Genomic DNA, 26,144 nt, shown 5'->3' on the forward strand with positions numbered 1-26,144 from the left:
ATGCCCGCTTCCCCCTCCTTCAGAATGCTTACAATCTGTTCCTCTGTATACCGCGTCTTCTTCATCCCTGCCTCCTTGTTCGAGTGTCCTATTATGTCAACACTCTACTTACAAGTGGCACATTTTTCGGGGGACAGGTCCTCAGCATCCGATGAAACTCCAAAGTTCCTGCGGGTAATGTCATATCATGAGTGCCGAAACCGGCCGTAGAAAGACCTTCAAAGCATACGCGATATAACACGAGACCCGGGATACTACACCTCCACGTAGCGAAGAATATAACGGCCAGTCGGGCTCCTGCGCGCTGCGCTACTGAGATATACAGCCCCGAAAGTCTCTCAACCTGAGTTTGACTAAGTTGCTATTTCCTGCAGCACCTCAGGGTGTTTTGCGGCAATGAGAAGCAGTGTCTTGGCCGCTCCAGAGGGGTTTCGACGGCCCTGTTCCCAGTCACGCAGAGTACGGGGAGAAATGCCAAGCAGTTCTGCAAATTTCTCTTGCGATAAGCCTGCACGAGACCGCGCCTCAGCAACGAGTTTACGGTCAGCCGGAATAATTTCGTCTTTCTCCACAGTCCCGTCTCTTCTTGTCACCATGCGGCGCAGAGAACCATCAGGCTGCGGAACAAATGTCGTCTTTCGCGCCCAATTTGCACGACCGCCCTTTTCAATTGTCTCCATATAACGCTTGAGTGCTTCTTTAGCTTTGCTCATGAAGAAATACCTCCTTGATTCGTTTAAGCCACGCGCGAGGGACGTCATCGCGTTCCTGTTCTGATACATATCGACCTGTCTCACCTAAGACCTTCGCCATTTATGTATTCTCCATCATCTTTGAGTGACCGCAAAACACTGTGAGCTATCCACCTTTCCGATTATCCTCAAACATCTCGGCAGGCATCTGGTGCCGTAATTGCCACACCATCTTGATTGGACGTTCATTTTCGTAGCTGACACGCTCGGCAGGTCCAAGATAGGTGAACGGTACGGTAAAACCATTATATCTTTTTTTGTCTCTGGCAAATATTAGAATCGTGTAGCCTCTCTGCTCATGCTGAATCAGGTTCTGGCCCGTTTCGGACTGTTGCGCCGTGTTTGATTGTGACTCCCAATGCAACAGTTCTCTACTTATAGGATAATCGGCATACATGGTACTCGGAGAAAATTCTCGTTCCGTTTTCTGATAGGTGATTAAGAGCACATATGCCCTTATTGTAGGAAAGTGAATAACTCCGACACCTCTTTGGCCTGCTGTTTGGAGTGTTGCCTGTCCTAAGCCGGCCAGGATGTCTGTGCTTCCGTATTGAGCATGCAGTTCAAAAGGGCAGGCAAAGGGCAGAACAGGAATGTGTCCACTGACATCTGAATTATCTTGAGACCAAGCAAGAACTTCGTCCAGATCAGCAAGTATCGAAGGATTGTTTGCAAGTCTTCTAAACGCATTTTCAAGGGACGTTATGCCGAGATTGCTTCCTTTGTCTCCCCATATCCGATAGTAAATTGACATAGCAGAATCTCCAGTAAGTGTTATAGCCTCGCTGACAGCTCCCTGCGAAATCTTGGCAATAACATTACGCAATAGCGCAACTTCTTTTGGGCCGCTGATGAATGCTGCCCGCACCAGTGTCTTTTTGAGCCGCGCCAGATCAGGATCAGTTGGAATCGAAGACAATTGTGCTTTTGCCTTCCATCCACTCCATGTCTCACTGACAAGTAGAGTCTCAGGCTCGTAATCATGGTAGCGGACGAAATTGCCGAAGGTCAGTTCCTGCCCGGTCTCGCTGGTGAATGTTTGAAGTCTATCGGGCACTTGAACCGATAACCGTCCAAGGTTTTCCCTGATGTTCTCCAGAACATACTGGCGAGATAGACGGTCGAGTTGCACTGAGCAGCCAGCGGGGAGATGGGGGAAATCAAGCTCCACTTCTTTATCAATTGAGAAGCGGTGTCGCGGCAGGAGCGCCTTGAGTTTGGTGTCGATTCGGTAGCGGCGGTGGGTCTGGCCAACAAAATCCAGTACGGTTAGGCAATCCTTGCCAGGCGCATGGCGTAAGCCACGTCCCAATTGCTGGAGGAAGACGGTCAGGCTTTCAGTGGGGCGGAGAAAGAGGACGGTGTTTACCTCAGGAACGTCAACACCTTCGCTTAGTTTGTCGACGGTGAAGAGAAAGGTGAGCCGCCCAGCCTTCAGACCATCCAACAATTCCTGACAGCGTCCGTCTTCAACTCCTGAGACAAATGCGCCTGACGGAATCCCTTGCGTGTTGAACATATCTGCCATGAAAACAGCATGCTTGATGGTGACGCAGAAACCAACCCCTTTGATTGTGCTCAGATCAGGTTCATAGCGATTGAGCGCTGTGAGAATGGCATCAACACGCTGTTTGGCCCGGGCATGATCCATAACATAGACATTTTCCAAGGCAGTTGCATCATATTTGCCGTTGCGCCAGAACTGATCCTGATTGAGGGCAACTGGGTCAGCCACGCCAAAATAATGGAAGGGGCAGAGAAGCTTTTCCTCTAATGCTTCGGGCAGGCGAATTTCGGCGGCAAAACGGTTGCCGAAATCAGCAGCGACATTGTCGCCGTCCATGCGCTCAGGGGTTGCAGTCAAACCGAGAAGAATCTTTGGAGAAAAGTTTTCGAATATTGGCCGATAACTTGACGCAGTGCCATGATGGGCCTCATCGACAACGATGTAGTCGTAAAAGTCTCTTCCCACCTGTTCCCAGAGGCGCCGACTCGCGAGCATCCCTATTGAACAGAACAGATGCTCCAGGCGATTGGCCTGATATGAGCCTACCAACAACTCACCGAAATTCTGGTCCCGCAGGACATTACTGAAGGTTGCCCGTGCCTGTTCAAGAATCTCCTGGCGGTGGGCTACGAATAATAGCTTTGCCTGTCTTTGTTTTTGCTGAAAGAAATGTTTAAAGTCAAATGCAGCAACCACTGTCTTTCCGGTACCGGTAGCTGCAATAACGAGATTGCTCAAACGGCCATGAACGCTACGTTCCCGTTCCAGAGCTTCTAAGATGCGCTCCTGAAAAGGGTGCGGACGAAGATCAAAAAACACCGCAGGACCAGTTCTATGTGGATTACGGGCACGGTCAATGGCGGTACGGAAGAGAGACGGATTGTCAGGATCAAAAGGCAGGAACTCACGGCTATTCCAATAAGTCTCAAACTCAATGGTAAATTTTTCAAGAATATGACGCATGTCTTGGGCTGTTACCTTTAGATTCCATTCCAGTCCGCTGGTAATTGCGGCATGAGACATATTAGCAGAACCTATGTAGGCAGTAGAGAATCCGGTGTTACGCCTGAAATGATACGCCTTGGCATGTAGTCTGGTCCGCTCAATGTCGTAGGAAATACGGACATCGACGTTCGGCATCCGGGCCAGCCACTCCACAGCCGGAGCGTCAGAGGCACCCATGTAGGAGGTCGTTATCAGCCGAACCGGAATATGGCGATCACGCAAATCCTCAAAAGCTGGCATTAATAAGCGCAACCCGGACCATTTAATGAAAGACACTAGGATGTCCACCCCATCGGCAGACCGCATCTCTTCGTGTAATTCATGGGCAAGTTGTGGTTCCTGGGGGGAGCCGGTAAAAAGACTGCTTTCTGATATCGGGGTGTGAGGCCGGGGGATACCTGAAGTCCCATAATTTGGAGGGGTAACTTCAAGGAGTACCGGCTTATGTTCTGGGATTAGTCTATGCTTTTCAAGATGGCCTCTGCCTGTCTCTCTATCAACTTGACCAAGTATCTTGTTGCATAGTGCAAGTCGTCTTTCAGGATCGGACTCTTCTCTCAGAGCCTGCTCAAGCACCTTTGCAACGAAAGTAGCATAGCGGGCCGGTTGCTCTTCTGGATCAAGTTTCCCAAATATCGCTCTTAGTTCTGGATACTGGGCAAGCACATCGCGGAGGTATTCATCAAGAAGAACTTCGTAAATACCGTAGGCAATTGGCTTCATGGAATAGCAGCTTTGAGACTATCGATGTAAGTTTGAATTACAGGCAAATCGGCATCAGCCCAATCAAGAGTATGCAGGTCTTCCGGCGGTAGCCAGGTAAAAGCTGCATGTTCATGCAACGTTATTTCGCCGGATGCTATTGTGCAAACAAACGGATGAAGTGTGACAGTAAAGGTGTGGTAGCTATGCTTATGCTGAGGCAATGCGCGCTCCACGGTTATATAAAGCCCAAGTTCCTCAATAAGTTCGCGTTGCAAACATTCAGCCGGCAGCTCGCCGGGCGCGATTTTGCCTCCGGGGAATTCCCACTTCAGAGGCAGGCTCATCGTGGTGCTTCGCTGTGTTGCAAGCACTGCGCCGCCTCTTTCAATGATTGCGCAAGCAACCTGTATATGTTTCATGTTTAATTTCTATGCCCTCATGTCCACGTCATGGACATATCCTAAAAACGTGTCCAAATAAGCCTGTTTTATGGACATGTCCACATGTTTGCAACATCGACACAGCTCTCTTCTTAAACGGCGTAATAACCCGCCAGTTGTTACACCATTTAGTAGCATTACACTATTCTCTGCCATCTCGCGGACCGGCCTTTGCCAATAGTTTTAATCTTGCCCTGATCCCGCAATTTAAACAGCAGTGCCCTCGCATCTCAAAGTTGAACCACCGTTACGCCTTCGATGCCCTTGAAATGCTTCTTGTCAAAGGTATGTATCTCATGTGCTCCTTTCTCCTGGGCGAATGCTGCGATCCACGCGTCCACAAGATCAACCCTCTCGGCCCTGTACCGCTTAAGAGCAGAGCGGACGATCACGTCATCAGGAACCGTGAGGCCGGGTGTATTCAGGATCGAGTCCACGAGGTCGGCGATCTCTCCAGCCTCCATCCGATAGAAACTCTCAAGCACCCAGACGAGTTCTGCAACGGCAATGGCCGGCATAAGAATATGGACCTCGCCTTTACCCGCCTTTTTTAGGAGCGCATCGACAACCTGCGCCTTACGCGCATCATCATTAACAAGGTATCTGATGAGCAGGTTCGTATCGATAACGATCCGTTTAGTCTTATCCACTCTGAGCGCCCTTTTTCCCGACGTATTCTTTTGCCGTTTTTCTCATGTCCTCAAAGTCAGCACGCCTCTGCCTGTCTTTCAGAACTCCCTTGAAATCCTGAAGCGTCTTTGCGGTCTTCACAACGAGCTTTTCATCTTCTTTCTCGAAGACCACAATGCTGCCGGTCTGGATGTGGAGCAAGTCCCTCACCTCTTTCGGCAAAGTGATCTGTCCCTTGGATGTAACCTTAGCAAGCGCTGTCATAGTATCTCCTTACAATATTAAGTTACCTTACATAGAATTATATGAAAGGAGATCGCAAAAAGCAAGAGGCTTGTCAGGAATATCAAATCTCTCTTTCAGGGCGGTCCTTCTCGAATTTTACCAATATATCATCGGGACAAGAGCGTATTACCGGAACAAATTCAATTTCTTCTGACAAAGGGGACTCTTTTCCTTTACGGTACATGAATACTGCTGCCAGGAATCAGCAGTTCTCCGGTTTCAGGATCCTGACCGATTATGTCGATTCTCCTTTTGTCTCCGGAATATATTGGATCGTCCAAAGAGTAAGCGATTATCGGCCTTAATCCTCTTCCTGCATATTCAAGCGTTCTGAATAAGTAACCAATGAACGAGCCGGAATAGCGGTAGCGACGTATACAGCCCGCGATGCTGTTCTGGATCAATTGATCATAGCCCCTCCAGCAAGAAATTTTCGGACAATGCTCGATCCAGTCCTCAATAGTGAACCTGAGCAACTTTATAATCTCCCGTTTGGCTGCTGTATTTCCCCTTTGGGCAATTCTTACCAGTGCGATGCTGATGATGTCCCGTATGTACTTATCATTCTTGTCTGCCGGGGCAATGAAAGTATAAAGTTTGTCGTGATATTTTTGGAGAACCGTTCCAACCTCAGCCTTATTCCGGTATGGTTTCGACCCATTCCGGCGCCGTCTGTTCCATCTCCTTGGGAATTCAGGAGCCAGGGCGCGAGTAATCCTGTCCCAGTCTATGCCGCTGGTTTCGATTCTTATGTTTTTCTGGATAAACCGGTAAATATAGGGAGCACGCAGCCGGACCCAGGAACTATTGAAAGTATCAGGTCGCTCCTTTATCAGCAGATTGTTTATGGTCCTGACGGCAGACTCAAAATCCATAGCATTAACTTTATAGCAGAACAGAAGAACCAAAACGTACGGATTCTCATGAGGGCTTGCAAGTGGCATCGCTGCGAGACCGTCTGCTTTTCGCCATATATACCCTTCCTCTCATCCTTCTGACGATTCCTCTGGCAACATTCTCGGGCACCCCGTAGTAATAGAAAACCTCACTCGCTACCCTCTCAAGTGTGAGCCTTCCCTTCGCATTCAGGTATCTGTTCAGAACATAACGCTCAGGCTTCGTCAGTTCCACATCCCGGACGAGTTTTTCCCTTCGAGCCTTTGACCTGATCTGCCTGAGACTCTCTCTGATCCACTCCGTATCCTTCCATATTCGGCTAAGGCGTGACAGAAAGGCCATGTCCTCATCGGTCAGGACCTTTTGAATAACTCCACGCTTGTTAAGGATCTTCAGGGACTTCCTGGTAAATCCAAACTCATCCATAAGCTTTTCCAGAGTCATTTTTCATCTCCTTTCTCAAATCTCACAGTGTCACGCTGATAACAAAAATTATCGAAGCCAACACTGTCACGGACCAACAAACGACGTTATTTCCATCTTTCAAAATCCTCAGAAGTAATAACCGACGGGGCAACCCCTCCCTGCCGCCGGAAAGTGGCCAGAAAGACCGCCACAAAACTGGCCAGGAAAATGGTAAGTAGCCAGTTTGCGGTTGCCCCTCCGGTTATTTATACAAGTAAGTAATGAGAATTTCAGAGGTGACATGAAAGAAATGCAATTTGAGAAACGGAATATCTACACCAATGACCACTTTGTTATGGACGACGTCTATATGGATCACTACGCAAAGGTCTGCGGTGTCTATGCGACATGTGTGTATATGGGCCTCTGCCGCTATGCAGACAGAATAACTCAGTCCTGTTCCCCGAGAATTTCCCTCCTGGCCGATAAACTGAATATCTCGACGAGGCAGGTCATCAGGGTGCTGAAGATTCTGGAGTATTACAAAATCATCAGAATTGAGAGGACACCGGGAGAGGTCAATAAATACTTGCTCATCGACAGTAAGTATTGGAAACCTATAAAGTCCTTGCAACAGGCTATGACTAAGGGACACCGGTGTCACAGAGATACCAGTGCCTCACAGACACTCCCCTATGTCAGTCAGACACCACCCCTGTGACTGATAGACACCAGACCCGTGACTGACAGGCACACTAAGGATTTTTATTATAAGGATTCTTATCTTAAGGATTTAAATATATATACCCCTCTCACCCGAAAATACCGATTAATGATATCAGGTAGTCCTTACGGCACCAGATACGAAGAGGACCAGGAAAGTCCCTCTCAAAAGAATTGTGAAAGTGATACCCTTACGCCCCACGAATCTTGAATAGCTCGATAAAGATACACCCACCGGAAAAGTTGCCCCCCTGGTAATAATCAAGAGATATGGAGAGACTGATGGACATATGTGAAGTGTCCGAGATGCTTGGTGTGACGAAGGCCACGATCTATTCCTGGACTTCTCAGAAAAAGATACCTCACGTGAAGCTCAGCAGGCGCCTTCTTAAATTCAGAGAGAGGGAGATTAAGGACTGGATCGCCGAGAAATCCGTCATCGTGGATTCTACACGCCTGCCCGATAAGACAAGGAGGGCTCACACACGGAAAACAACGCCCCGGCAATTGGGGAGTGATCACATAGAGGGCATTATTCGGAATGCAAAGGAAGAGGTCTTTCATGGTCGCTAATACCCTGCCATTTCAGTGCTATAATAGGGCAGGTATTTTCAAGCCTTGTTTGGTCCCGGAAAGGAGGAAGGATTAATTATGGGACTATACAGGCGTAAGGATTCTGATATCTGGTGGATGTCTTTTTCTGTCAACAACGTTCGTCACCGCAGGACCACCGAGACATCAGATCGAAAACTGGCAGAGAAGATATATGCAAAGGTGCAGACACAGATCACCGAAGGAAAATGGTTTGAGCTTGACGCCGGAAGACAGCACACATTTGATGAGATGATGGAGAAATACTTGCGGGAATATTCGAGGGTTCACAAAGCAGAGTCGACATACAGAAAGGATAAGGCCCTCCTTGGTCATCTCAATAAAGTCTTCTCGGGTCTCACGCTCAATCAGATTACGTCGAGGATGATTACGGAGTACAAGACGAGTCGTCTTACAAAGGGAGCCTCACCCGCTACGGTTCGGAACGAACTTCGGCTTCTCAGCCATTCCTTCAATGTCGCGATGAAGCAGTGGGAGTGGGTCAGCAATAACCCTACGATGAGAGTCAGCTTCAGAGAGTTGAAGGCGAAGACCATCAACCGGTGGCTGGCAGAAGAAGAAGAGGAAGCACTTCTGAAGGCCGTCGAGGACAGGCTTTATGGTCAGCTACGGGACATTGTTATTGTAGCGCTCAACACCGGCATGAGTCAGGAAGAGATCCTCAAGCTCCAGTGGCGGAACGTAGACCTCTTCAGGAAGACGATTACCACGACGCGGCAAAAGACGAACCGCACGCGTACGATCCCGATCAATAACACTGTTTTTGAACTGCTTAAGCAGAGGATGAAAGTTAAGCCGATCATCGGAAGCGGGTGTAATGTATTTTTCAACGGCGCGGGCAATATGATTGATGCAGCCAAACTCAAGAGGGCATTTATTGCTGCGGTAGAAGCTGCAAAGATCGAGGATTTCAGGTTCCATGACCTGAGGCATACCTTTGCCACAAGACTCGTCCAAAGGGGCGTTGATCTTTACAAGGTTGCCAAGCTGTTAGGGCATGCCGATGTATCAACGACTCAACGATATGCCCATCACTACCCCGAGAGCCTGAGGGATGGAGTTGAAATTCTCGACAGTCTGAACGTAAGACGCGCCACGGAACAAACGATTTGTCACGATTTTGTCACGGTCGACGGTATCGAGGAACAAAACGGTGTCAGGGCCACTTTCTAACGCTTTGATTTGTAAGGAAGAAGAATGGTGCCCCCTGCAGGAATCGAACCTGCGGCACCAGGTTTAGGAAACCTGTGCTCTATCCTACTGAGCTAAGGGGGCTCTGTGGTTGCGCTCGTATTATACAATAAATGGTGATGCCTTGCTCAAGGCCGCTTTACAGAGACGGTGACATCAGTTCGAAAGCCTTTCTTACTGCATCCTCTGCGTTCTCAGCCCTTACAACGCCCTTCACTTCCCATGTATTAATTCCAATAACAGGCTTTCCCATCTTCAGCCCAAGGGCGATCTCAGAGAGGGTTCCATATTCACCTCCGACAGCTATCAGTACCCGGGCAGATCGGGCTATGATGACATTCCTCCCTTCCCCGAACCCCGTCGGTATGGCGATATCAATGTAGGGGTTTGCGTCATCGCTTTGGTTGTGAGGCAGGATTCCGACGGTTACGCCGCCCCCGGCCTTTGCGCCCCTGGCAGCAGCCTCCATAACGCCGCCGAGCCCTCCGCAGACCAGGACTGCTCCCCCTTCGGCGATAAGTCTGCCCACCTCCTCGGCCGTCTTGAGTGTCCTCTCATCTGCCTTACCGGCGCCGATGACTGCGATCATCTTCCGGTTCATCACAGTATCACTTTAGATGGAACAAAAGAATATGTCAACAGACTGAATGGATTGAAGATTCCCTGAAGAAACTGATACAATCCTTGGTGGATAAGATGAACCTTGATGTTTTCACCACGGAGGAACGATGCATTTTTCTGAAGAAGAACTGAAGAGATACCATAGGCAGATGATGATGGAAGGTTGGGGCGAGGCGACGCAGAAGAAACTCAAAGACGCTACTGTCTTTATCGCAGGGGCAGGCGGCCTGGGCTCGCCGGTTTCGATCTACCTTGCTGTTGCCGGGGTAGGTCACATGAGGATCTGCGACTTCGACACCCCTGACTGGACGAACCTGAACCGCCAGATTCTCCATGACCATACGAGAATTGGCGTCAACAAGGCGATCTCAGCGCAGATTACCATCAGGAAACTGAACCACAGTATCAAGGTTACCGCCTTTACCGATAAGATAGTGGCCGAGAATGTTGATGAACTCGTGGGAGATGCGCAGATCATTCTTGACTGTATGGACAATTTCCCCACGAGGTATCTCCTGAACGAATCGGCCATTAGAAAGAAGATCCCCCTCGTTTATGGCAGCATATGGGGTATGGACGGGAGACTCTCCTTTATAAAGTCTCCCGAAACACCATGTCTCCGCTGCCTCTTTCCCGAGGCGCCCCCCAGTGAGACTTTCCCCGTCCTAGGCACGACTCCGGGCGTTATCGGATCTCTCCAGGCTCTTGAAACGATCAAGTACCTGACGGGCATAGGAACGAACATCAAAGGGAAGCTCCTTGTATGGGACGGCGCTAAGACTGAATTCAGGACCTTCAAGGCACGGAGAGACTCGCATTGTCCGGCCTGCGGAGACCTTGCATAGAGGAGAAAGTTAATGGCAAGGTCAAGAGATACCTAATCTCAACCTTGCCTTAACCTTTAAGGTTGGTCGGGGCGAGAGGATTCGAACCTCCGACTTCACGGTCCCGAACCGTGCGCGCTACCAGACTGCGCTACGCCCCGAATTGCCGGCCTAGGCCTGGAAGATCGGACGCTGCTTGACCAGCTGAGACTGAGTGAAATTATACCACATTCTTAAACCTTTCCCGCACGCTTCATGATACGCGAAAAGTGGCGGGAGCGTGTGGGAATCGAACCCACCCTGCCAGTTTGTGGCCGGCAACACTGGATTTGAAGTCCAGGAGGGACACCAGAACCCTATGCGCTCCCAGTGATGTGACTTATTGATAATACAGCATTTTCAGCGCCAGCGCAAGCGCCCCCATCATCCTTTCTGTTCCCACTGCAGTAGAATTGTAGCAGTCATCCAATGCCTTAATGCGCAACCGTCAGACTAGCAGGACAGTGACGAGCATGCCGCTCTCGGTCATTTTGATGGATCTATGCCCCATAAATCCTGAAATGGTATAGAGGTCAACTCTCGACCGAACAAGCCGGGTTGCGAAGGTGTGGTGCAGATCGTGGAAATGTAAGTCTTCGGGCTTCCACTTCACGAATGTCGTTGTAACCCTTTCGTTTATATCAACAGGGGTTGACGGTCGGAAAGCTCTGAAGCACTGAGCATGGCGTTCACCACCCCGCCTGACCTACGCCGACTCCACGTGAGACGACTGACCTGTGCGCACCCTCACGCGGCATGCAACGCCGTCAGAACTCGCTGAACTCGTTCATGTAGTGCGAGCGGTACGCCACCCGGCGCTGGGTCAGGTTGACGTTCCAGGACGCAAAGTCGGCCAGTGATCGTGGAGGGAAGCGCAGACGGTGGAACATGGAGCTCCACGAGTACATCTCGCGCTGCATCCGCTTCACACCGTCCATCAACTGCTCCTGGGTCATGAGTTTGGGGTGGAAGTAACAGTGAACGCCGGCCCATCGCTCGAGGTTGAGCTCATCCAGGATGGCGCCATCGGCTTTCATACGGTCATAGATCGGCGTGCCGCGCAAGGGCGCCAGGAGGTTGAAATAGGCAGCCGGAACCTTGTGTTTCTGCACGAACTCGAGCGTCGTGGACAGCACCTCGAGATCATCTGTATCGCCGCCGAGCACGAAGTTGAAGGAATAGCTTATGTTGCGCTCGTTCAGGTTCTTGATCATCTCCACGTAGGTCTGGACGTGGTTGAAGTCCTTGTGCATGGTCTTCAACGTCTTCTGGGAAACGCTCTCGATCCCCATGTTGACGTGGAGCAGCCCCGAGCGCTTCGCCAGGTCGAGGAATTCCTCGTCGAGACCGAAGCGCGGTGAGAACAGCGCCGACCAATGGATCTTGAGCGGGATCAGTTTCTCTAGGAGCTCCACCGTGTGGGCCTTGTGGCCCACGAACTGGCTGGCGGCGAAGAAGATGTGGCGTGACCCACACTTCTTGATCTCCTCGACGACTTCGTCAGCGGGGCGACAGCGCCAGCCGTAGTCGCCGTTCAGTCGCCGCTCGGCGCAGAAGTCACAGGTGTAGGGGCAGCCACGAGACTGCTGGATGACGTACGGACTGTAAAAGACGTGGTGCTTCCGGTTCAGCAGATCCCAGCGCGGCGTCGGCAGGCCGACGAGACTCGCAGGCTCCTTGCGCTTGTAGAATCCCTGCAGGCGCCCCGCCGCGGCGTCCGCGAGCATCTGCGGAAAGATTTCCTCGCCCTCGCCGATGCAAACGGCGGCGGCGTGGTCGGCCATCTCTTCGTGGTAGAAGGTTGCATGGGGCCCGCCCATCAGAACGGTAACCCCTCTCTCGCGGAACCTGTCGGCAACCTCGAAGGCCCTGAGTGAGGTCACGGTGCGCACCGTGATAGCGACAACGTCGTATCGACCGTCGTAATCTGGCTCGTCGATCTCGTCGTCGCACAGCATCACGTGCCAATTATCCGGGGCCATCGCTGCCAGGTAGGGCATGACAGCACCGACCACCTTGCGCTTGCGGATCCGGAGAGGTCGGCGATCGTCGCGGGAACGGTAGGTAGCCGCCTGAATGATCAGCAGTCTAGGCACGAAGACACCCTCCCCAGGCCGGTGGCTGGCCCTGTTTCAGATTCATGTCCGTCGCTTCCTCCCTGGCCTCCATCCGGTACCTTTGCAATTTTGGCATCTCGTGTTGTCCTTCCATCCTCTAACTCTCAATACTTCTAATGATACCACTAGGAGTTCAGAAAGGAAAGTAAACGGGAGCGATTATGATGTCCGCAGGCTTTTCGGTTTTCATCTGACCGTTTCAGGGCCTGCGAATTGTTATTGTCGTGATATAAATCCCGGGCATCCCTCAAATCCCCTGCAGCCGGCCTTCCGCAAACGGCATTCAGCATTGACGCAGGTGTTCGGACTCAGGGAAACCCTTTCCCCGGAACATACCCGATGAGACTTCTCTCGATTGTCATGTCCCCGACGGTCCCTGTTCATTATCACGATGTGCCGACTAATACCGGTAAGGGGCAATTTCATCGTTACCATTTCATAATCGATCCCCGTTCCTTCTATTCCGACCAGTTCTTCTTTCACCTTTGGCCCCTTACTCATTATGATCCTCCCATCCTTCTTCGTAACGGGGGAGGCCTTTTCCCAGAAGTCTTTTAAAGTAAAGAGTGCCCGCGTTACAGCCACGTCGACCACGGGGGATCCCGTCTCCTCAATGCGCTTCTCTATGATCTCAACGCTATCAAGGCCGAGGAGGTGAACGACATGTCTGAGAAAGGTCGCCCTTTTACGCGATGGCTCAAGGAGATAGAGTTTGATCTCGGGTCTTACGATCTTCAGGGGTATTCCGGGAAACCCTGCGCCACTGCCGACATCCATCACGCTTATCTCGCCAAGGGGAAGGCCCTTCAAATAGAGGAGGGAATCCATGAAATGCTTTATGATGATATCCTCGTCCCCTTTCATCGAGGTGAGATTGTAAGCCCTGTTCCATCTCTTGAGCTCGGCAAGATATACCGAAAAAGGCAGGATATGGTCTGGGGTATGAGCTAAAGACAACTCTCTCAGGCCTTCTTCAATAAGGGATTCCGGCGATGAAAAAGGCACCCCCCCGCGCCGGGAAGGCGGAAATGCTCGGGCTGGCGAATTCACTGCCCGGCCTTGCGAAGTCCCTTCTCGATCGTGACGAGGAGAAGGGAAAGGGCAGCCGGGGTGACTCCCGGGATCCTGCTTGCCTGGCCAATACTCGCCGGCCGTATCTCCTGAAGTTTCAGGACGATCTCTCGCGAGAGTCCGCTGACGGAGGTGTAGTTAAACTCCTCGGGTATCCTCTTGTTATCCATTCTCTTCAGCCTTTCAGCCGCCTCTACCTGTCGCTGGATGTACCCATGATATTTGACCTGTATCTCGACCTCGTCCCTGATCTCGCCGGTCAGCGGGTTTTCAGGCCCTTCGATCGCTTCTATGAGATCATATTTCACTTCAGGCCTTTTCAGGAGCTGCTCAAGGGTGATGTCTTCCTTCAGGGGAGCCGTCTTCAGAGCGATCAGCTCCTCATTTACCTGCTGAGGCTTGACACGCGTGGTCCGGAGACGAGTTGTCTCTGCATCCAGGAGACTCTGTTTTTCCCTGAAACGCTCAAAGGTCTCCTCATTAAGGAGCGAGATGGCATGTCCCTTTTCCATGAGCCTCAGGTCGGCATTGTCATGCCTCAGGAGGAGGCGGTATTCCGCTCTTGACGTGAACATCCTGTAAGGCTCTGTTGTGCCCTTCGTGACGAGATCGTCTATGAGTACGCCTGTGTATGCCTCATGCCGTCCGAGGATGAGCGGTTCTCTCCCCTGGAGCTTCAGGGAGGCGTTGATGCCGGCCATGAGCCCCTGTGCCGCAGCCTCCTCGTACCCCGATGTGCCGTTGATCTGTCCGGCAAGGAATAAGCCGTCGATGTTTTTTGTCTCAAGGCTGTGTTTCAGTTGGGTGGGATAAACAAAGTCATACTCGATCGCATAGGCAGGTCGCATAATCTCAGCTTCTTCCAGCCCAGGTATCGATCTGACGATCTTCAGCTGAACGTCATACGGCAGGCTCGTCGAAATGCCGTTCGCATAGTATTCTTTTGTCACGAGTCCCTCGGGTTCAAGGAAGACCTGGTGTCTTTCCTTATCAGCGAACTTCACCACCTTGTCTTCGATAGACGGACAATACCGGGGGCCGATGGACTTGATCCTTCCGCTGTAAAGCGGTGAGCGGTTGAGGTTCTCCCGAATGATCCTATGGGTCCCTTCGTTCGTATACGTTATGAAGCAGGGCAGCTGTGGATTGGTGATCTTTTCCGTGCTGTAGGAAAACGGCAAAGGAGGCTCATCTCCGCACTGGACTTCGGTCCTCGCAAAATCGATCGACTTTGCATCCAGTCTCGGCGGCGTGCCGGTCTTCAGTCTTCCCATTTCAAGGCCGGCCTCCAGCAGGGAGTCAGAAAGGCCGAGGGACGGAAACTCTCCTGCCCTGCCCGAGGGGAAATTGTTAAGACCGATATGGATCAGCCCCTTCAGGAATGTCCCTGTCGTTACCACAATAGACCGCGCCCCATAAAAGACACCGAGCAATGTCAGGACGCCTCTTACCTTTCCGTCTTCGACGAGGATCTTCTCAATGGACGCCTGCTTGATGAAAAGGTTCTCCTGCGATTCCATGACCTCTCTCATCCCGAGACGGTAGATAACCCTGTCGGCCTGGGCCCTGAGGGACCACACCGCTGGCCCCTTTGACCTGTTGAGCATCCTGAACTGTATCCCTGCCCTGTCGGTGTTCCTTGCCATTTCTCCGCCGAGGGCATCGATCTCCCTCACGAGATGTCCCTTTGCAAGGCCGCCGATTGCCGGATTACAGGACATCTGGGCTATGGTGTCGAGGTTCATCGTAAAGATGCACGTTGCCATCCCCATGCGGGCAGAGGCGAGGGCTGCCTCACATCCTGCATGGCCTGCACCGATAACAACGACGTCGTAATCAGAGTTTTTGATCATGGTCCTCTTCCCGGCAGTCCTGGCAGGGATACTACCTCAGCTTCTTCAGGAGGCAGACAGCGTATGCAGCTATCCCTTCACCTCTCCCCACAAAACCCATCCCCTCATCGGTCTTCGCCTTAATATTGATAATGCCCGATGGAATTCCCGACCGAGACATGGCTTCTCTCATCGCCTCGCCATAGGGGGCGAGCCGTGGTCTCTCAGCAAGGATGGTTGAGTCTATCCAGGCCATACCATATCCATTGACGAGCGCCAGATCGGCGACGTACCTCAGCATCTCTACGCTTGAGGCGTCCTTCCATTGCGGATCAGAATCGGGAAAGTGCCTTCCGATATCACCGAGCCCCAGGGCGCCCAGGATCGCATCGATAACTGCGTGGCAGAGGACATCTCCGTCAGAGTGTCCCAGGAGCCCTTTTTTGTAAGGGATATCCACTCCGCCAATGATGAGCTTCCTGCCTTCCACCAGCCTGTGAGAGTCATAGCCGATGCCGATTCTCATATCAGATGCCCAGCCTTTTCTTCAGCAACATCTCTGCCACGGAGATATCCTCGGATGTCGTGATTTTGATGTTTTCATAGGATCCCATGATGACCTTCACCTTTCCCCCGTTCCTTTCCACGAGGACCGAGTCATCGGTCCCATAGAATCTTTCTGCCGTCGCCTTCTCATAAGCCCCCATGAGGGAGCGGAGCAAAAAGACCTGAGGTGTCTGTGCCGCCCAGAGGGTGTCACGGTTCAGGGTTTTTCTGACCACACAGCCAGCTCCCTGGCCCGCCGATTCGCCGTCGACCGGCTCTACTTCCTTTATGGTATCTTTTACGGGAACCGCCGTTACGACGCCATCGACGCCTCTCATGGCGCTGAGGGCGCATCGTATACTCTCCGCATCAATGAAGGGCCTCACACCGTCGTGGACAATTACAATATCGGCCTCACCGTTCACGAGCTTCAGGCCGTTGTAAACTGAGTCCTGCCTCTCGCGGCCGCCGGGTGCGATCCGTCTGATCTTAGAGAAATGGTACCCCTCAACAATATCAGCACCGGCCGCTATATCAGATTCCTTGATAACAGGGATGATCTCGGTAATCTCTTCAACGCGGTGAAGGGCTTCTAAGGTCCAGACGATAAGAGGTCTGTTCAGAACCAGGGTGAATGGTTTATTGGTGCCGGGGCCAAGCCTCTTGCCGAGACCGGCTGTCGGCACAATGGCTATGATCTTCTCCTCCATCGGGATCTATCGTACCGCCTTGTACTCTTCTCTCTCGTATTCTTCCCGCGTCTTCGAGAAGATCATCCTGCCGGCTGTCGTCTGGAGGACGCTCGTAACGGTAACCTCGGCATTCTTCCCGATGATCTTCCTTCCATTTTCGACGACGACCATTGTCCCGTCATCGAGGTAGGCAACCCCCTGATTGTATTCCTTGCCCTCCTTGATGACAAAGACCTTCAGGGTCTCTCCGGGGAGAACAACGGGCTTCAGGGCGTTCGCCAGCTCGTTGATATTCAGCACCGAGACACCCTGAAGCTCGGCCACCTTGTTGAGATTAAAGTCATTCGTTATCACCTTCGCGTCGTAGACCCTGGCGAGGGCTACAAGCTTTGCATCGACCTCTTTGATCTTCGGAAAATCCTCATCCGTTATCCTCACCGTTATGTGGGCCATCTTCTGGATCCTGTGGAGGATGTCAAGCCCCCTCCGTCCCCTCGCTCTTTTCAGGGAGTCAGGAGAATCGGCTACGTGCTGCAGCTCCTGCAGGATAAACTGGGGGAGGAGAAATACGCCATCGAGAAAGCCCGCCTCACAGACATCGGCTATCCTCCCGTCGATAATAACGCTGGTATCGAGGATATTGAGATGGGCTTCTGTCTCCTTCCCTCTCAGGATCCTGAAGAGACCGGGGATGGTAAGGGTCTCCCCTCTCTTGAGGCCGATGAGGAGGCCGCCATACCCGCATAACGAGTTCAGCGCGAAAGAGACGAAGGACAGGTCGGTGAGTATCATCCCGAGAGGAAAGAGAAGGAGGTTTGCAAAGATAAGTCCGACAGAGAGACCCGCAATCCCTCCAATGATCTTTCCGACAGCAACGGATCGGAAGAGCCTCTCAAGGACGAGTGCAAGGATTCCGCAGAAAAAACCAATGCCTATCCCTTCGGGGAGGGAATTGTATCTGAGCCCCATAATATAGCCAGAGAAGAGAAATAAGAGAACCACAAAGGCCCGAATGATCATCAGCATCGGCATCACCTCCTTTCCTGTGCCGTCATCGGTTTATCGCAAGGTAGAATCTTCTGCCGCTCCGGTTCACAAAAAGGAGCGCCGTGTCGCCCGATTGTATGGAAGAGGTGACTTTTTTGAATTCCTCGACGTTCGACACCCTTTTCCTGTCAATCTCCTGAATCACGTCACCTTTCTTCAGTCCCGCATCATCTGCGGCACTCCCCTGCTCGACCCTAACAACGACAACACCCTTCTCTTCAAAGCCGAGGCCGAGTTGTTTCGCAATCTCCTTTGTCAGGTCCTTCACCGTGATTCCGGAAAATGCGTTCTTCTGCATATCCTCAGGCGATATCTCCTGCTGGGTACCCGCCATTTCCTTGGGAAGTTCAGCAATGATCGTCTTAAGGGTATAGGTCTTGCCGGTCCTGAGGACCTTTAAGGTCACCTCGGAACCGGTCTTGCTCTGGGCTACACTGTTCCGCAGAGCACCGACGCTCGTAACCTCCTTGCCGTTGAATTCAAGGATGATATCGCCTCTCATGATCCCTGCCTTTTCAGCAGGGCTGCCTTTAGTGACGTCGCTTACCAGGGCGCCCTTCGAATCCTGAATGCCGAATTTCTGTGATAGCTCCGGAGTAATCTCCTGGATCGAGACCCCGAGCCACCCCCTCACAATCTTGCCCTGTTTCATGAGTTGTTCCATAACGAGTTTGGTCATATTGCTCGGGACAGCGAAACCGATGCCCTGATATCCGCCCGTTCTCGAAAAAATAGCGGTATTGATGCCGATGAGTTCTCCTTTTATGTTGACGAGGGGCCCTCCTGAGTTGCCGGGGTTGATCGCAGCGTCAGTCTGGATAAAATCCTCATAATCGGCAATTCCGACGTTGGCCCTGCCGACTGCGCTGATGATCCCCATCGTTACCGTATGGCTAAGACCAAAAGGATTTCCTATCGCCAGCACAAACTCACCTACCTGAAGCCCGTCAGAATCACCCCAGGGTATTGTCGGCAGGTTGTCGGCAGATATCTTTACCACCGCTATGTCGGTCTTCGGGTCTGAACCCACGACCTTTCCCCTGAAACTCCTCTTGTCATAAAGGGTCACCCTGATGTCTTCGGACTGCTCAACAACGTGGTTGTTCGTAATAATGTATCCGTCCTTCGTCACGATAACCCCGGACCCCAGGCTCTGTTCCTTCCATTTCTTGGGCAAACCGAAGTCATGAAAGGGATTGAAAAAATCAAAGAAGGGATCCTCGGAGAAGGGCGATGTGTCCCGACGGATGACCTTTGTGGATGAGATATTGACCACAGCAGGTGAGACAGCGCTCACGATTTCAGAGAAGGCCCGGCTCGTCTCAAGGATCTGACCGGGCACCCTCGGGGTAAAAGGGGCACGGACTGTGGTGGGAGATACCATCTTGCCGAGCATATAGAAGGACAGTCCCCCGAGGAGAAAGCCTGTCAAGAGGATGGCGATAGCGGCAAAGACCCTTTTTCTCATTATCTATTAATTATACTAATCAGGATATAACGTTGTAAAGCGAACTTGACCAAAGAACAATTCATAATATATCCTAAAAAACCGAGCTAGAGGTTAACGACAAAATGCAGATTGCAATGTTTGGGCCGTGGACAGAAGAATTCCGGATGTTCCCCTTGCGATCTTTATTTTACATTTTATTTTTACGGAGGTTCCGATGTTAAAACGCTATCTGCTCGCTCCAGGACCGACACCCGTGCCTTCTGAGGCGCTCCTTGCGATGGCGATGCCGATCATACATCACAGGTCACCAGACTTCCTGCCTGTGCTCGACGCAGCCAAGAAGGGTCTCCAATGGCTTTACCAGACGAAAAACGACGTCCTCATCCTGAGTTCTTCGGGGACGGGGGGGATGGTTGGTTCTGTGAACAACTTCTTCAGCCCCGGGGACAGGGTCCTTGTCATCAACGCGGGAAACTTCGGTGAGCGATGGACAAAGATCTGCAATTCCTACGGACTCTCCGTCAACGAGCTGAAGATTGACTGGGGATATACCGTGAAGCCTCACGACGTCGAAAGGGCATTGAAAAGCGACCCCTCGATAAAGGGTGTCTTTGTTCAGGCCTCGGAGACCTCGACGGGTGTCTATCACGACATAGAGTCCCTTGCGACGATCGTAAGACAGTATGATGACACGATCTTCGTCGTCGATGCGATCTCCGCCCTCGTCGCCCATGACCTGAAGATGGACGCATGGGGCATCGACGTCTTGATCGGCGGCTCTCAGAAAGGTCTCATGCTTCCTCCCGGCCTGGCCTTTGTGGGTGTGAGCGACAAGGCCTGGAAGTTTGCCGACAAGGCAAGATGCCCGAGGTTCTACTTCAATTTCAAGAAAGAGCGGGAATCCCTTGCAAAGAACCAGACGAATTTTACCTCTCCCGTGACCCTCATCATCGGACTGAACGAGTGTCTGAAACTTCTCCAGAAGGAGGGGCTGGAAAAGGCCCTTGAGCGCCACAGGAGACTGGCTGATGCCACGAGGAAGGCAATGAAGACCCTGGGGCTTGAACTCTTCACAAAGGAGTCGCCCAGCAATTCCGTGACTGCTATTCAGGCCCCCGATGGTCTCGATGGCCAGGAGATCTACAAGAATCTCAGGGTTAACTATGGGATTACCGCTGCCGGCGGACAGGGACAGGCCAAGGGGAAGATATTCAGGATCGCCCATCTCGGGTATGCTGATACCTTCGATATTATTACGGCAATCGCAGGGGTTGAGATGGTCCTGAAGTCCATGGGATATCCTATCAAGCTCGGGTCCGGAGTTGCTGTTGCCCAAGAGATCTTGATGAAATAGCCAAGGAGGATGGATGAAGGTTCTCGTTAGCGACAAGCTCTCCCCCACAGGGATCGAGATACTGAAGAAGGCGGGCCTCGATGTTGATCTCAGGACCGGCATGAGTCCCGAGGAACTGAAAGCATGCATCGGTCAATACCATGGTCTCATCATAAGAAGCGCGACAAAGGTCACGGCTGATATCCTCGAGGCAGCGGAAAACCTGAAGGTCGTCGGAAGGGCAGGTTCGGGTCTTGACAACGTCGATAAGGTTGCCGCCACAAAGAAGGGCATTGTCGTTATGAACACGCCCGGAGGCAATACCGTTACAACGGCAGAACACACCATAGCCCTTATGTTCGCCCTGGCGAGACAGATACCCCAGGCAACGGCATCGATGAAGGTGGGAAAATGGGATAAGAAGCGTTTCATGGGCGTTGAACTCTTCAGCAAGACCCTGGGGATACTGGGGCTTGGGAATATCGGTAAAGAGGTTGCCAAGAGGGCCCTCGGCCTTCAGATGCATGTTATCGCCTATGACCCTTACCTCAGCGAAGAAAACGCAAAAGAGATGGGGATCGAAAAGGTGGAGCTGCCGACGCTCTTCAGCAGGGCGGATTTTATCACGATCCATACGCCGATTACCGCCGATACGAGGAACCTCTTCAACAAGAAGACCTTCCAGGGTATGAAAGACGGGGTGAGAATAATAAATTGTGCGAGGGGCGGTATCATAAACGAGGCTGATCTCTACGAAGCTCTCAAGAGCGGCAAGGTTGCCGGGGCGGCCCTCGATGTCTTCGAAAAGGAGCCTCCTGGCGACAGTCCTCTCCTTACCCTCGATAATGTGGTCTGCACGCCCCATCTCGGCGCCTCGACAGAGGAGGCCCAGGAGAAAGTCGCCATAGCCGTTGCCGAGCAGGTGGCTGATTATCTTGTGAACGGGGTTATCAGGCATGCCGTGAACTTCCCTTCTGTTCCCTTGGAGCAGGTTCCACGGCTGCAGCCGTATTTGACTATCGCTGAAAGACTCGGCAGCTTTGCATCGCAGGTCTTCGAAGGCGCCATCACCGAAGTAACCATCGAATACCGGGGCGAGGCCTCAGAGCTGAACACTGCGCCGGTAACGATCGCCCTGCTGAAGGGATTCCTGACGCCCATCCTTGAAGAGACGGTCAATTTCGTCAACGCTCCCATCATTGCCAAAGAGCGGGGAATCGAGGTCAGAGAGATGAAGAGCGCCGACGCAGGAGATTACCAGAGTATGATCGTCCTCAGGGTCAGGACAGACGGAAAGGAAAACCGGCTCGCCGGAACCCTGCTCAGCAGGAGGGACCCGAGGATCGTTAATATCAATAATTTCCCCGTCGAGATTTTCCCGGAAGGAAATATGTTATTCATCTACAACAACGATAGGCCCGGTGTTATCGGCAATATCGGCTCCTATCTCGGTAGATGCAATATCAATATAGCGAGAATGCATTTCGGGAGGGAAGAAGCGGGGGGGATGGCGATATCGGTAGTCAGCATCGATGGGCCGATAACGCAGGATCAGATCGAAGAGATGAAGAAGCTGCCCAACATCCTTTCGATAAAGGTCGTCGCGCTCTGAGCATTGCACCCCAATCCGAAATGAGTGATGAACTGAAAGAACATTATTGTGCGGTACTCTTGTTTGAAGAGACGAGGTAAGTCATGTCTGCTGTCGTGATCGTCGGAGCACAATGGGGAGATGAAGGCAAGGGGAAACTCGTCGATGTCCTCACCGAAGGGGCGGATGTTGTCGCCAGGTACCAGGGCGGCCATAATGCCGGGCATACCGTAGTAATCAAAAACGAAAAATATGTCCTCCATCTCATCCCCTCAGGCATACTCCATAGAGACAAGCTTTGCATCATCGGCAATGGCGTCGTTATCGAACCCTCCGCACTCATAGACGAGATAAGGGGCCTGAAAGAGAGGGAGATCGAAGTCGATCAGAACCTCATGATCAGCAAGAATGCTCACCTCATCATGCCCTATCACATTGCGATCGACAACGCCCACGAAAACCTGAGAGGATCAAAGAAGATCGGCACGACAGGAAGGGGCATAGGCCCGGCCTATGTTGATAAGATGGCCCGGAGCGGTATACGCGTTGCCGATCTCTATTATCCAAAGATCTTTAGGGAGAAACTCGAAACAGCCCTGGCCGAAGTAAACAGTACACTCCAGGGGCGCTACAAGAGGGAAGGCTTCACTGTCCAGGAGGTCTTCGACAGATATTCTGGGTATGCCGAAACGATCTCCCGTTATGTCGCCGACACGGATATCGTCATCAATGATATGATCAGAGAAAAAAGGAAGGTGCTCTTTGAGGGGGCTCAGGGAACACTCCTCGACATCGATCACGGCACCTACCCCTTTGTCACGTCCTCAAGCGCAGCAGCAGGCGGCGCCTGCACCGGGCTCGGTGTCGGCCCGACAAAGATCGGGAGGGTCCTCGGCGTTGTAAAGGCGTACACAACAAGGGTCGGCTCAGGACCTTTCCCCACCGAGATACACGACGGCATCGGAGATACCCTCCGGCAGAAGGGCGGGGAATTCGGAGCGACGACAGGAAGGCCGAGAAGATGCGGCTGGCTTGACTTTGTCGGGCTGCGACATGCCGTAAGGGTCAACGGTCTTACAGGAATCGCGCTGACAAAGCTCGATATCCTCGATGGTCTCGATGTCATTAAGGTCTGCGTATCTTATAAGTACGGGAATGCAACGTATCGCGACTTCCCGAAGGAGCCATGGATTCTTGAGGAGGCCGAGCCTGTCTACGAAGAGATGGAAGGATGGGAAGAGAGCACTACCGGGATAAAGCGGTTCGATGATCTCCCTGAGAAAGCCCGCAGGTATATAAAGAGGATCGAGGATACCCTCGGTATCCCCATTGACGTCATCTCAACGGGTCAGCGGAGAGATGAACTGATAATTCTCAATGAACAGTTCTGAATGTATAGGAGAAGTGAGCAGAAATTTACCAAAAGGCTCGAGACGGCCCTCTCTTCAGGCAGTATAAGTTACCGGGGGACATCGAGTGACCTTTCAGTAAAGGGTCTGTCTGTCAGGACGCAGCACGGGTTTGTCCACGGAACCATAAAGGGCGGGGAGAGAGGGCAGGAGGGAAAAGAGGGGCCAAGGGAGTGGCTGCATCGGTGACCATTACCTGGAGAGATGGTCTCTCAGAGGCCAAGGTGTAAGAAATGCGACGTCCCGATCTACCAAGGGGATGTCGCTTAGTATCGGCAGTCCTCTCCGCACTCTATCCGTCAGCATGCCCTGCATGCAAGAATCCGACCGACACCATCGCCTTTGCGCCCTTTTGCAGAGACTGCTGGAGCGGAATCACGAGGTATACAGGGCCCTCATGCGATCTCTGCGCCCTTCCCCTCGTCTCTCAATATGCAACGAGGTGCGGGGAATGTTTTTCGCGTCAACCGCCGCACTCTTCCGTCCTGAATTTCGGGCTTTACTCAGGAAACCTCCGGGAGGCGATATCACTCCTGAAGTTTTCGCGGGTCAGGAGACTCGCGAAGCCTTTGGGAAGATTCCTGAGCGAATTGGCGATTCCTCATATGGACGGGATCGTTCCAGTTCCTCTCACAGCGAGGGCATTGAGACAGCGAGGGTTTAACCAGACACTGCTCCTTGCCCGGGTTCTTTCACGGCTGACCAAAGTTCCTGTCTCCATGGATTTGCTGTACAAGAAGAGGGAGACCCTGCCGCAAATCGGTCTTGGAGCAAAGGAACGGCAATCGAATCTGAGGGGCGCCTTTAAGGTCGTCGGCAATGCGAGAGGCAAGAGACTGATTCTCCTTGACGATGTCATGACAACAGGAGCAACAGTCAGAGAGTGTTCGAAGGCCCTTATCAGGGCTGGTGCAAAGGAAGTGGTTGTGGTGACACTCGCAAGGGCTTCGTTGGAGTGATCCGGCAGCAATCGCACCCTGCTCCCGGTCTGAAAATCGTGAACGGTCATGGTGGTATAATAGAAGAGGAGTTGATGGTTGATGTGGCATTACTCATACTCGCTGGAACAGATGTTGTAACGGCTCTTTTACGGATCGGAGGGGATCAGCTTTGTGATAATCACCATTTCTCGACGAACGGCATCCATGAGATATTATAATTCCTTCGGCTCGTACATCAAGAGACGCTTCGGTACGTCAGTCCATAAGGTGAATATTGATGCCGGGTTCACCTGTCCGAACAGGGACGGAAGCGTCGGTCTCGCCGGGTGTATCTACTGCAACAACGACAGCTTCAGGCCGAGTTCATGCAAGCCAAGCCTCTCTGTCAGGGAGCAGGTAAGGAACGGAAGCTCCTATCTCAGGAAAAGATACGGGGCAGAAAAATTCATCGCCTATTTCCAACCTTACACAAATACCTACGCTCCGGCAGAAGAGCTTGAACGTCTCTACCGGGAAGCCCTTGATGAGCCTTCAGTGATCGGTCTCGCCATAGGAACAAGGCCTGACTGTATCGATGAGGAGAAGATAGCCCTCCTCGAGTCCCTTGCCTCCCGGTACTTCATCCTTGTCGAATACGGCATACAGTCGGTCTATGACAGCACCCTTCAGTTCATAAACCGTGGTCATGATTACCAGAGGTTCCTCGACGCCCTCGACATGACAAAGGGAAGGGGCATCGAAATCGGAGCCCATCTGATCGTGGGCTTTCCGACAGAGACGAGGGAAGAGACCCTTTCGATGTCAGATGTGATCTCCGGACTGCCGGTCCGTTTTCTCAAGATCCACCAGCTCCAAGTTGTGAAGGATACCCCTCTTGCAGACATGTTTGCTGAAAGTCCCTTTCACGTCTTTGCCTATGATGAATATCTGGATTTTGTCGTAGACTTTATCGAACGGCTCTCTCCTGACATCGTGCTTCAGAGACTCTTTGCGACAGCTCCCGACGCAATTCTCGTGGCGCCCAACTGGGGCAGGACCAGGCATGAGATGTTGCGGGACATTGAACTTCGCTTTCTTCAGAGAGACACCTGGCAGGGGAGGAAACATGCTCCCTTAGTCCAGGTTTCGGATTAGATACGCTCGTCCACTACAGGTCTCTCCTGGCAGCTCTCATCTTTGCTGACCGTACATCCCGATAAGAAATACATCGTTCAGGATGCTCTTTTCTCAGCCCCGGCGACTCTGTTTGGCCTATGAGAAAGGTTTACAAACAAGAATATTTTATGGTATAAATCCATAGCAAATCATAGCCCAAAACCTCTTTTTGGGGAGTCGTCCAATGGCAGGACGGCAGACTCTGGATCTGCTTATAGGGGTTCGAATCCTCTCTCCCCAGCCAGATGGTCCCATCGTCTAGAGGCCTAGGACGTGGCCCTCTCAAGGCTAAAACACGGGTTCGATTCCCGTTGGGACCGCCAA

At 52.1% G+C, this 26,144-nt stretch carries 25 protein-coding genes and 5 tRNA genes; 12 read left to right on the forward strand and 18 right to left on the reverse strand.

Features of this window, described 5'->3' with window-relative positions:
- Positions 1–353: 353 nt before the first annotated feature.
- From VFG09_14545 to VFG09_14575, 7 genes are all read right to left on the reverse strand, one after another.
- A complete protein-coding gene (locus VFG09_14545; protein ID HET6516375.1) occupies positions 354–713 on the reverse strand; it encodes a helix-turn-helix domain-containing protein in 360 nt (119 codons plus the stop codon).
- 145 nt (positions 714–858) lie between these two features.
- Positions 859–3,987: a DUF3427 domain-containing protein gene (locus VFG09_14550; GenBank protein HET6516376.1), complete on the reverse strand. Its 3,129-nt coding sequence runs from the start codon at positions 3,985–3,987 to the stop codon at positions 859–861.
- Positions 3,984–4,388 carry a (deoxy)nucleoside triphosphate pyrophosphohydrolase gene (locus tag VFG09_14555; protein HET6516377.1) on the reverse strand — a complete coding sequence of 135 codons (405 nt, stop codon included), beginning with the start codon at positions 4,386–4,388 and terminating at the stop codon, positions 3,984–3,986. The genes VFG09_14550 and VFG09_14555 overlap by 4 nt, the downstream gene beginning before the upstream one ends.
- A gap of 251 nt (positions 4,389–4,639) precedes the next feature.
- Entirely contained in the window at positions 4,640–5,059 is a 420-nt protein-coding gene (locus VFG09_14560) for a type II toxin-antitoxin system VapC family toxin (GenBank protein ID HET6516378.1), read from the reverse strand.
- On the reverse strand, positions 5,052–5,303 hold the full coding sequence (locus tag VFG09_14565) for an AbrB/MazE/SpoVT family DNA-binding domain-containing protein (protein HET6516379.1): 252 nt from the start codon (positions 5,301–5,303) through the stop codon (positions 5,052–5,054). Before VFG09_14565 ends, VFG09_14560 begins: the two co-directional genes overlap by 8 nt.
- Positions 5,304–5,497: 194 nt before the next feature.
- Complete coding sequence (locus VFG09_14570; protein ID HET6516380.1) at positions 5,498–6,199, reverse strand: hypothetical protein; 702 nt, start codon at positions 6,197–6,199, stop codon at positions 5,498–5,500.
- 46 nt (positions 6,200–6,245) lie between these two features.
- On the reverse strand, positions 6,246–6,665 hold the full coding sequence (locus tag VFG09_14575) for a hypothetical protein (protein ID HET6516381.1): 420 nt from the start codon (positions 6,663–6,665) through the stop codon (positions 6,246–6,248).
- A gap of 262 nt (positions 6,666–6,927) precedes the next feature.
- On the opposite strand from VFG09_14575, the gene VFG09_14580 reads away from it, so the two are divergent.
- The 3 genes from VFG09_14580 to VFG09_14590 all read left to right on the forward strand — a co-directional run bounded on the left by VFG09_14580 (position 6,928) and on the right by VFG09_14590 (position 9,134).
- Positions 6,928–7,347 (forward strand): helix-turn-helix domain-containing protein, encoded by a 420-nt coding sequence (locus VFG09_14580; protein ID HET6516382.1) that lies wholly within the window; start codon positions 6,928–6,930, stop codon positions 7,345–7,347.
- Between the two features lie 284 nt (positions 7,348–7,631).
- On the forward strand, positions 7,632–7,922 hold the full coding sequence (locus VFG09_14585) for a helix-turn-helix domain-containing protein (GenBank protein HET6516383.1): 291 nt from the start codon (positions 7,632–7,634) through the stop codon (positions 7,920–7,922).
- 78 nt (positions 7,923–8,000) lie between these two features.
- Positions 8,001–9,134, forward strand: a complete 1,134-nt coding sequence (locus VFG09_14590) for a site-specific integrase (protein HET6516384.1) — start codon at positions 8,001–8,003, stop codon at positions 9,132–9,134.
- Between the two features lie 25 nt (positions 9,135–9,159).
- Here the strand turns inward: VFG09_14590 and VFG09_14595 are convergent.
- Positions 9,160–9,236: transfer RNA gene (locus tag VFG09_14595), tRNA-Arg, on the reverse strand.
- A gap of 55 nt (positions 9,237–9,291) precedes the next feature.
- On the reverse strand, positions 9,292–9,753 hold the full coding sequence (locus VFG09_14600; GenBank protein HET6516385.1) for a TIGR00725 family protein: 462 nt from the start codon (positions 9,751–9,753) through the stop codon (positions 9,292–9,294).
- Positions 9,754–9,880: 127 nt separating this feature from the next.
- Between VFG09_14600 and VFG09_14605 the strand changes: the two genes are divergently transcribed.
- On the forward strand, positions 9,881–10,618 hold the full coding sequence (locus VFG09_14605) for a HesA/MoeB/ThiF family protein (protein HET6516386.1): 738 nt from the start codon (positions 9,881–9,883) through the stop codon (positions 10,616–10,618).
- Positions 10,619–10,681: 63 nt separating this feature from the next.
- Here the strand turns inward: VFG09_14605 and VFG09_14610 are convergent.
- The 9 genes from VFG09_14610 to VFG09_14650 form a co-directional block, all read right to left on the reverse strand.
- Positions 10,682–10,758: transfer RNA gene (locus VFG09_14610), tRNA-Pro, on the reverse strand.
- Positions 10,759–10,867: 109 nt separating this feature from the next.
- A tRNA-Sec gene (locus VFG09_14615) sits at positions 10,868–10,965 on the reverse strand.
- A 438-nt stretch (positions 10,966–11,403) separates the two neighbouring features.
- Positions 11,404–12,732, reverse strand: a complete 1,329-nt coding sequence (locus VFG09_14620) for a radical SAM protein (protein HET6516387.1) — start codon at positions 12,730–12,732, stop codon at positions 11,404–11,406.
- Positions 12,733–12,969: 237 nt separating this feature from the next.
- Positions 12,970–13,758 (reverse strand): 16S rRNA (guanine(527)-N(7))-methyltransferase RsmG, encoded by a 789-nt coding sequence (rsmG, locus tag VFG09_14625; protein ID HET6516388.1) that lies wholly within the window; start codon positions 13,756–13,758, stop codon positions 12,970–12,972.
- Positions 13,759–13,799: 41 nt separating this feature from the next.
- Positions 13,800–15,677 carry a tRNA uridine-5-carboxymethylaminomethyl(34) synthesis enzyme MnmG gene (mnmG, locus tag VFG09_14630; protein HET6516389.1) on the reverse strand — a complete coding sequence of 626 codons (1,878 nt, stop codon included), beginning with the start codon at positions 15,675–15,677 and terminating at the stop codon, positions 13,800–13,802.
- Positions 15,678–15,708: 31 nt separating this feature from the next.
- On the reverse strand, positions 15,709–16,182 hold the full coding sequence (ispF, locus tag VFG09_14635; protein ID HET6516390.1) for a 2-C-methyl-D-erythritol 2,4-cyclodiphosphate synthase: 474 nt from the start codon (positions 16,180–16,182) through the stop codon (positions 15,709–15,711).
- A gap of 1 nt (position 16,183) precedes the next feature.
- A complete protein-coding gene (gene ispD / locus VFG09_14640) occupies positions 16,184–16,912 on the reverse strand; it encodes a 2-C-methyl-D-erythritol 4-phosphate cytidylyltransferase (protein ID HET6516391.1) in 729 nt (242 codons plus the stop codon).
- A 6-nt stretch (positions 16,913–16,918) separates the two neighbouring features.
- Complete coding sequence (locus tag VFG09_14645; protein ID HET6516392.1) at positions 16,919–17,920, reverse strand: PIN domain-containing protein; 1,002 nt, start codon at positions 17,918–17,920, stop codon at positions 16,919–16,921.
- Positions 17,921–17,945: 25 nt separating this feature from the next.
- The gene (locus tag VFG09_14650) at positions 17,946–19,409 is read right to left on the reverse strand and encodes a DegQ family serine endoprotease (protein ID HET6516393.1); all 1,464 of its coding nucleotides are present in this window, start codon (positions 19,407–19,409) and stop codon (positions 17,946–17,948) included.
- A gap of 196 nt (positions 19,410–19,605) precedes the next feature.
- Between VFG09_14650 and VFG09_14655 the strand changes: the two genes are divergently transcribed.
- The 8 genes from VFG09_14655 to VFG09_14690 all read left to right on the forward strand — a co-directional run bounded on the left by VFG09_14655 (position 19,606) and on the right by VFG09_14690 (position 26,143).
- A complete protein-coding gene (locus tag VFG09_14655) occupies positions 19,606–20,745 on the forward strand; it encodes an alanine--glyoxylate aminotransferase family protein (GenBank protein HET6516394.1) in 1,140 nt (379 codons plus the stop codon).
- A gap of 13 nt (positions 20,746–20,758) precedes the next feature.
- The gene (serA, locus tag VFG09_14660) at positions 20,759–22,336 is read left to right on the forward strand and encodes a phosphoglycerate dehydrogenase (GenBank protein HET6516395.1); all 1,578 of its coding nucleotides are present in this window, start codon (positions 20,759–20,761) and stop codon (positions 22,334–22,336) included.
- A gap of 83 nt (positions 22,337–22,419) precedes the next feature.
- The gene (locus VFG09_14665; GenBank protein HET6516396.1) at positions 22,420–23,706 is read left to right on the forward strand and encodes an adenylosuccinate synthase; all 1,287 of its coding nucleotides are present in this window, start codon (positions 22,420–22,422) and stop codon (positions 23,704–23,706) included.
- Positions 23,707–23,913, forward strand: a complete 207-nt coding sequence (locus VFG09_14670; GenBank protein ID HET6516397.1) for a hypothetical protein — start codon at positions 23,707–23,709, stop codon at positions 23,911–23,913.
- A gap of 44 nt (positions 23,914–23,957) precedes the next feature.
- Positions 23,958–24,683 carry a ComF family protein gene (locus VFG09_14675; protein HET6516398.1) on the forward strand — a complete coding sequence of 242 codons (726 nt, stop codon included), beginning with the start codon at positions 23,958–23,960 and terminating at the stop codon, positions 24,681–24,683.
- Between the two features lie 186 nt (positions 24,684–24,869).
- Positions 24,870–25,799, forward strand: a complete 930-nt coding sequence (locus VFG09_14680) for a TIGR01212 family radical SAM protein (GenBank protein HET6516399.1) — start codon at positions 24,870–24,872, stop codon at positions 25,797–25,799.
- 191 nt (positions 25,800–25,990) lie between these two features.
- A tRNA-Gln gene (locus tag VFG09_14685) sits at positions 25,991–26,064 on the forward strand.
- A 3-nt stretch (positions 26,065–26,067) separates the two neighbouring features.
- A tRNA-Glu gene (locus tag VFG09_14690) sits at positions 26,068–26,143 on the forward strand.
- Position 26,144 lies beyond the last annotated feature (1 nt).

It is taken from the genome of Thermodesulfovibrionales bacterium (assembly GCA_035686305.1).
Classification (GTDB): domain Bacteria; phylum Nitrospirota; class Thermodesulfovibrionia; order Thermodesulfovibrionales; family UBA9159; genus DASRZP01.

Bases quoted from the DNA above. Each gene is read 5' to 3' on its own strand.
- VFG09_14545 (HET6516375.1), bottom strand. From the start codon at position 713: ATGAGCAAAGCTAAAGAAGCACTCAAGCGTTATATGGAGACAATTGAA.
- VFG09_14550 (HET6516376.1), bottom strand. From the start codon at position 3,987: ATGAAGCCAATTGCCTACGGTATTTACGAAGTTCTTCTTGATGAATAC.
- VFG09_14555 (HET6516377.1), bottom strand. From the start codon at position 4,388: ATGAAACATATACAGGTTGCTTGCGCAATCATTGAAAGAGGCGGCGCA.
- VFG09_14565 (HET6516379.1), bottom strand. From the start codon at position 5,303: ATGACAGCGCTTGCTAAGGTTACATCCAAGGGACAGATCACTTTGCCG.
- VFG09_14570 (HET6516380.1), bottom strand. From the start codon at position 6,199: ATGGATTTTGAGTCTGCCGTCAGGACCATAAACAATCTGCTGATAAAG.
- VFG09_14575 (HET6516381.1), bottom strand. From the start codon at position 6,665: ATGACTCTGGAAAAGCTTATGGATGAGTTTGGATTTACCAGGAAGTCC.
- VFG09_14580 (HET6516382.1), top strand. From the start codon at position 6,928: ATGAAAGAAATGCAATTTGAGAAACGGAATATCTACACCAATGACCAC.
- VFG09_14585 (HET6516383.1), top strand. From the start codon at position 7,632: ATGGACATATGTGAAGTGTCCGAGATGCTTGGTGTGACGAAGGCCACG.
- VFG09_14590 (HET6516384.1), top strand. From the start codon at position 8,001: ATGGGACTATACAGGCGTAAGGATTCTGATATCTGGTGGATGTCTTTT.
- VFG09_14600 (HET6516385.1), bottom strand. From the start codon at position 9,753: ATGAACCGGAAGATGATCGCAGTCATCGGCGCCGGTAAGGCAGATGAG.
- VFG09_14605 (HET6516386.1), top strand. From the start codon at position 9,881: ATGCATTTTTCTGAAGAAGAACTGAAGAGATACCATAGGCAGATGATG.
- mnmG (HET6516389.1), bottom strand. From the start codon at position 15,677: ATGATCAAAAACTCTGATTACGACGTCGTTGTTATCGGTGCAGGCCAT.
- ispF (HET6516390.1), bottom strand. From the start codon at position 16,182: ATGAGAATCGGCATCGGCTATGACTCTCACAGGCTGGTGGAAGGCAGG.
- ispD (HET6516391.1), bottom strand. From the start codon at position 16,912: ATGGAGGAGAAGATCATAGCCATTGTGCCGACAGCCGGTCTCGGCAAG.
- VFG09_14645 (HET6516392.1), bottom strand. From the start codon at position 17,920: ATGCTGATGATCATTCGGGCCTTTGTGGTTCTCTTATTTCTCTTCTCT.
- VFG09_14650 (HET6516393.1), bottom strand. From the start codon at position 19,409: ATGAGAAAAAGGGTCTTTGCCGCTATCGCCATCCTCTTGACAGGCTTT.
- VFG09_14655 (HET6516394.1), top strand. From the start codon at position 19,606: ATGTTAAAACGCTATCTGCTCGCTCCAGGACCGACACCCGTGCCTTCT.
- serA (HET6516395.1), top strand. From the start codon at position 20,759: ATGAAGGTTCTCGTTAGCGACAAGCTCTCCCCCACAGGGATCGAGATA.
- VFG09_14665 (HET6516396.1), top strand. From the start codon at position 22,420: ATGTCTGCTGTCGTGATCGTCGGAGCACAATGGGGAGATGAAGGCAAG.
- VFG09_14670 (HET6516397.1), top strand. From the start codon at position 23,707: ATGTATAGGAGAAGTGAGCAGAAATTTACCAAAAGGCTCGAGACGGCC.
- VFG09_14675 (HET6516398.1), top strand. From the start codon at position 23,958: ATGCGACGTCCCGATCTACCAAGGGGATGTCGCTTAGTATCGGCAGTC.
- VFG09_14680 (HET6516399.1), top strand. From the start codon at position 24,870: ATGAGATATTATAATTCCTTCGGCTCGTACATCAAGAGACGCTTCGGT.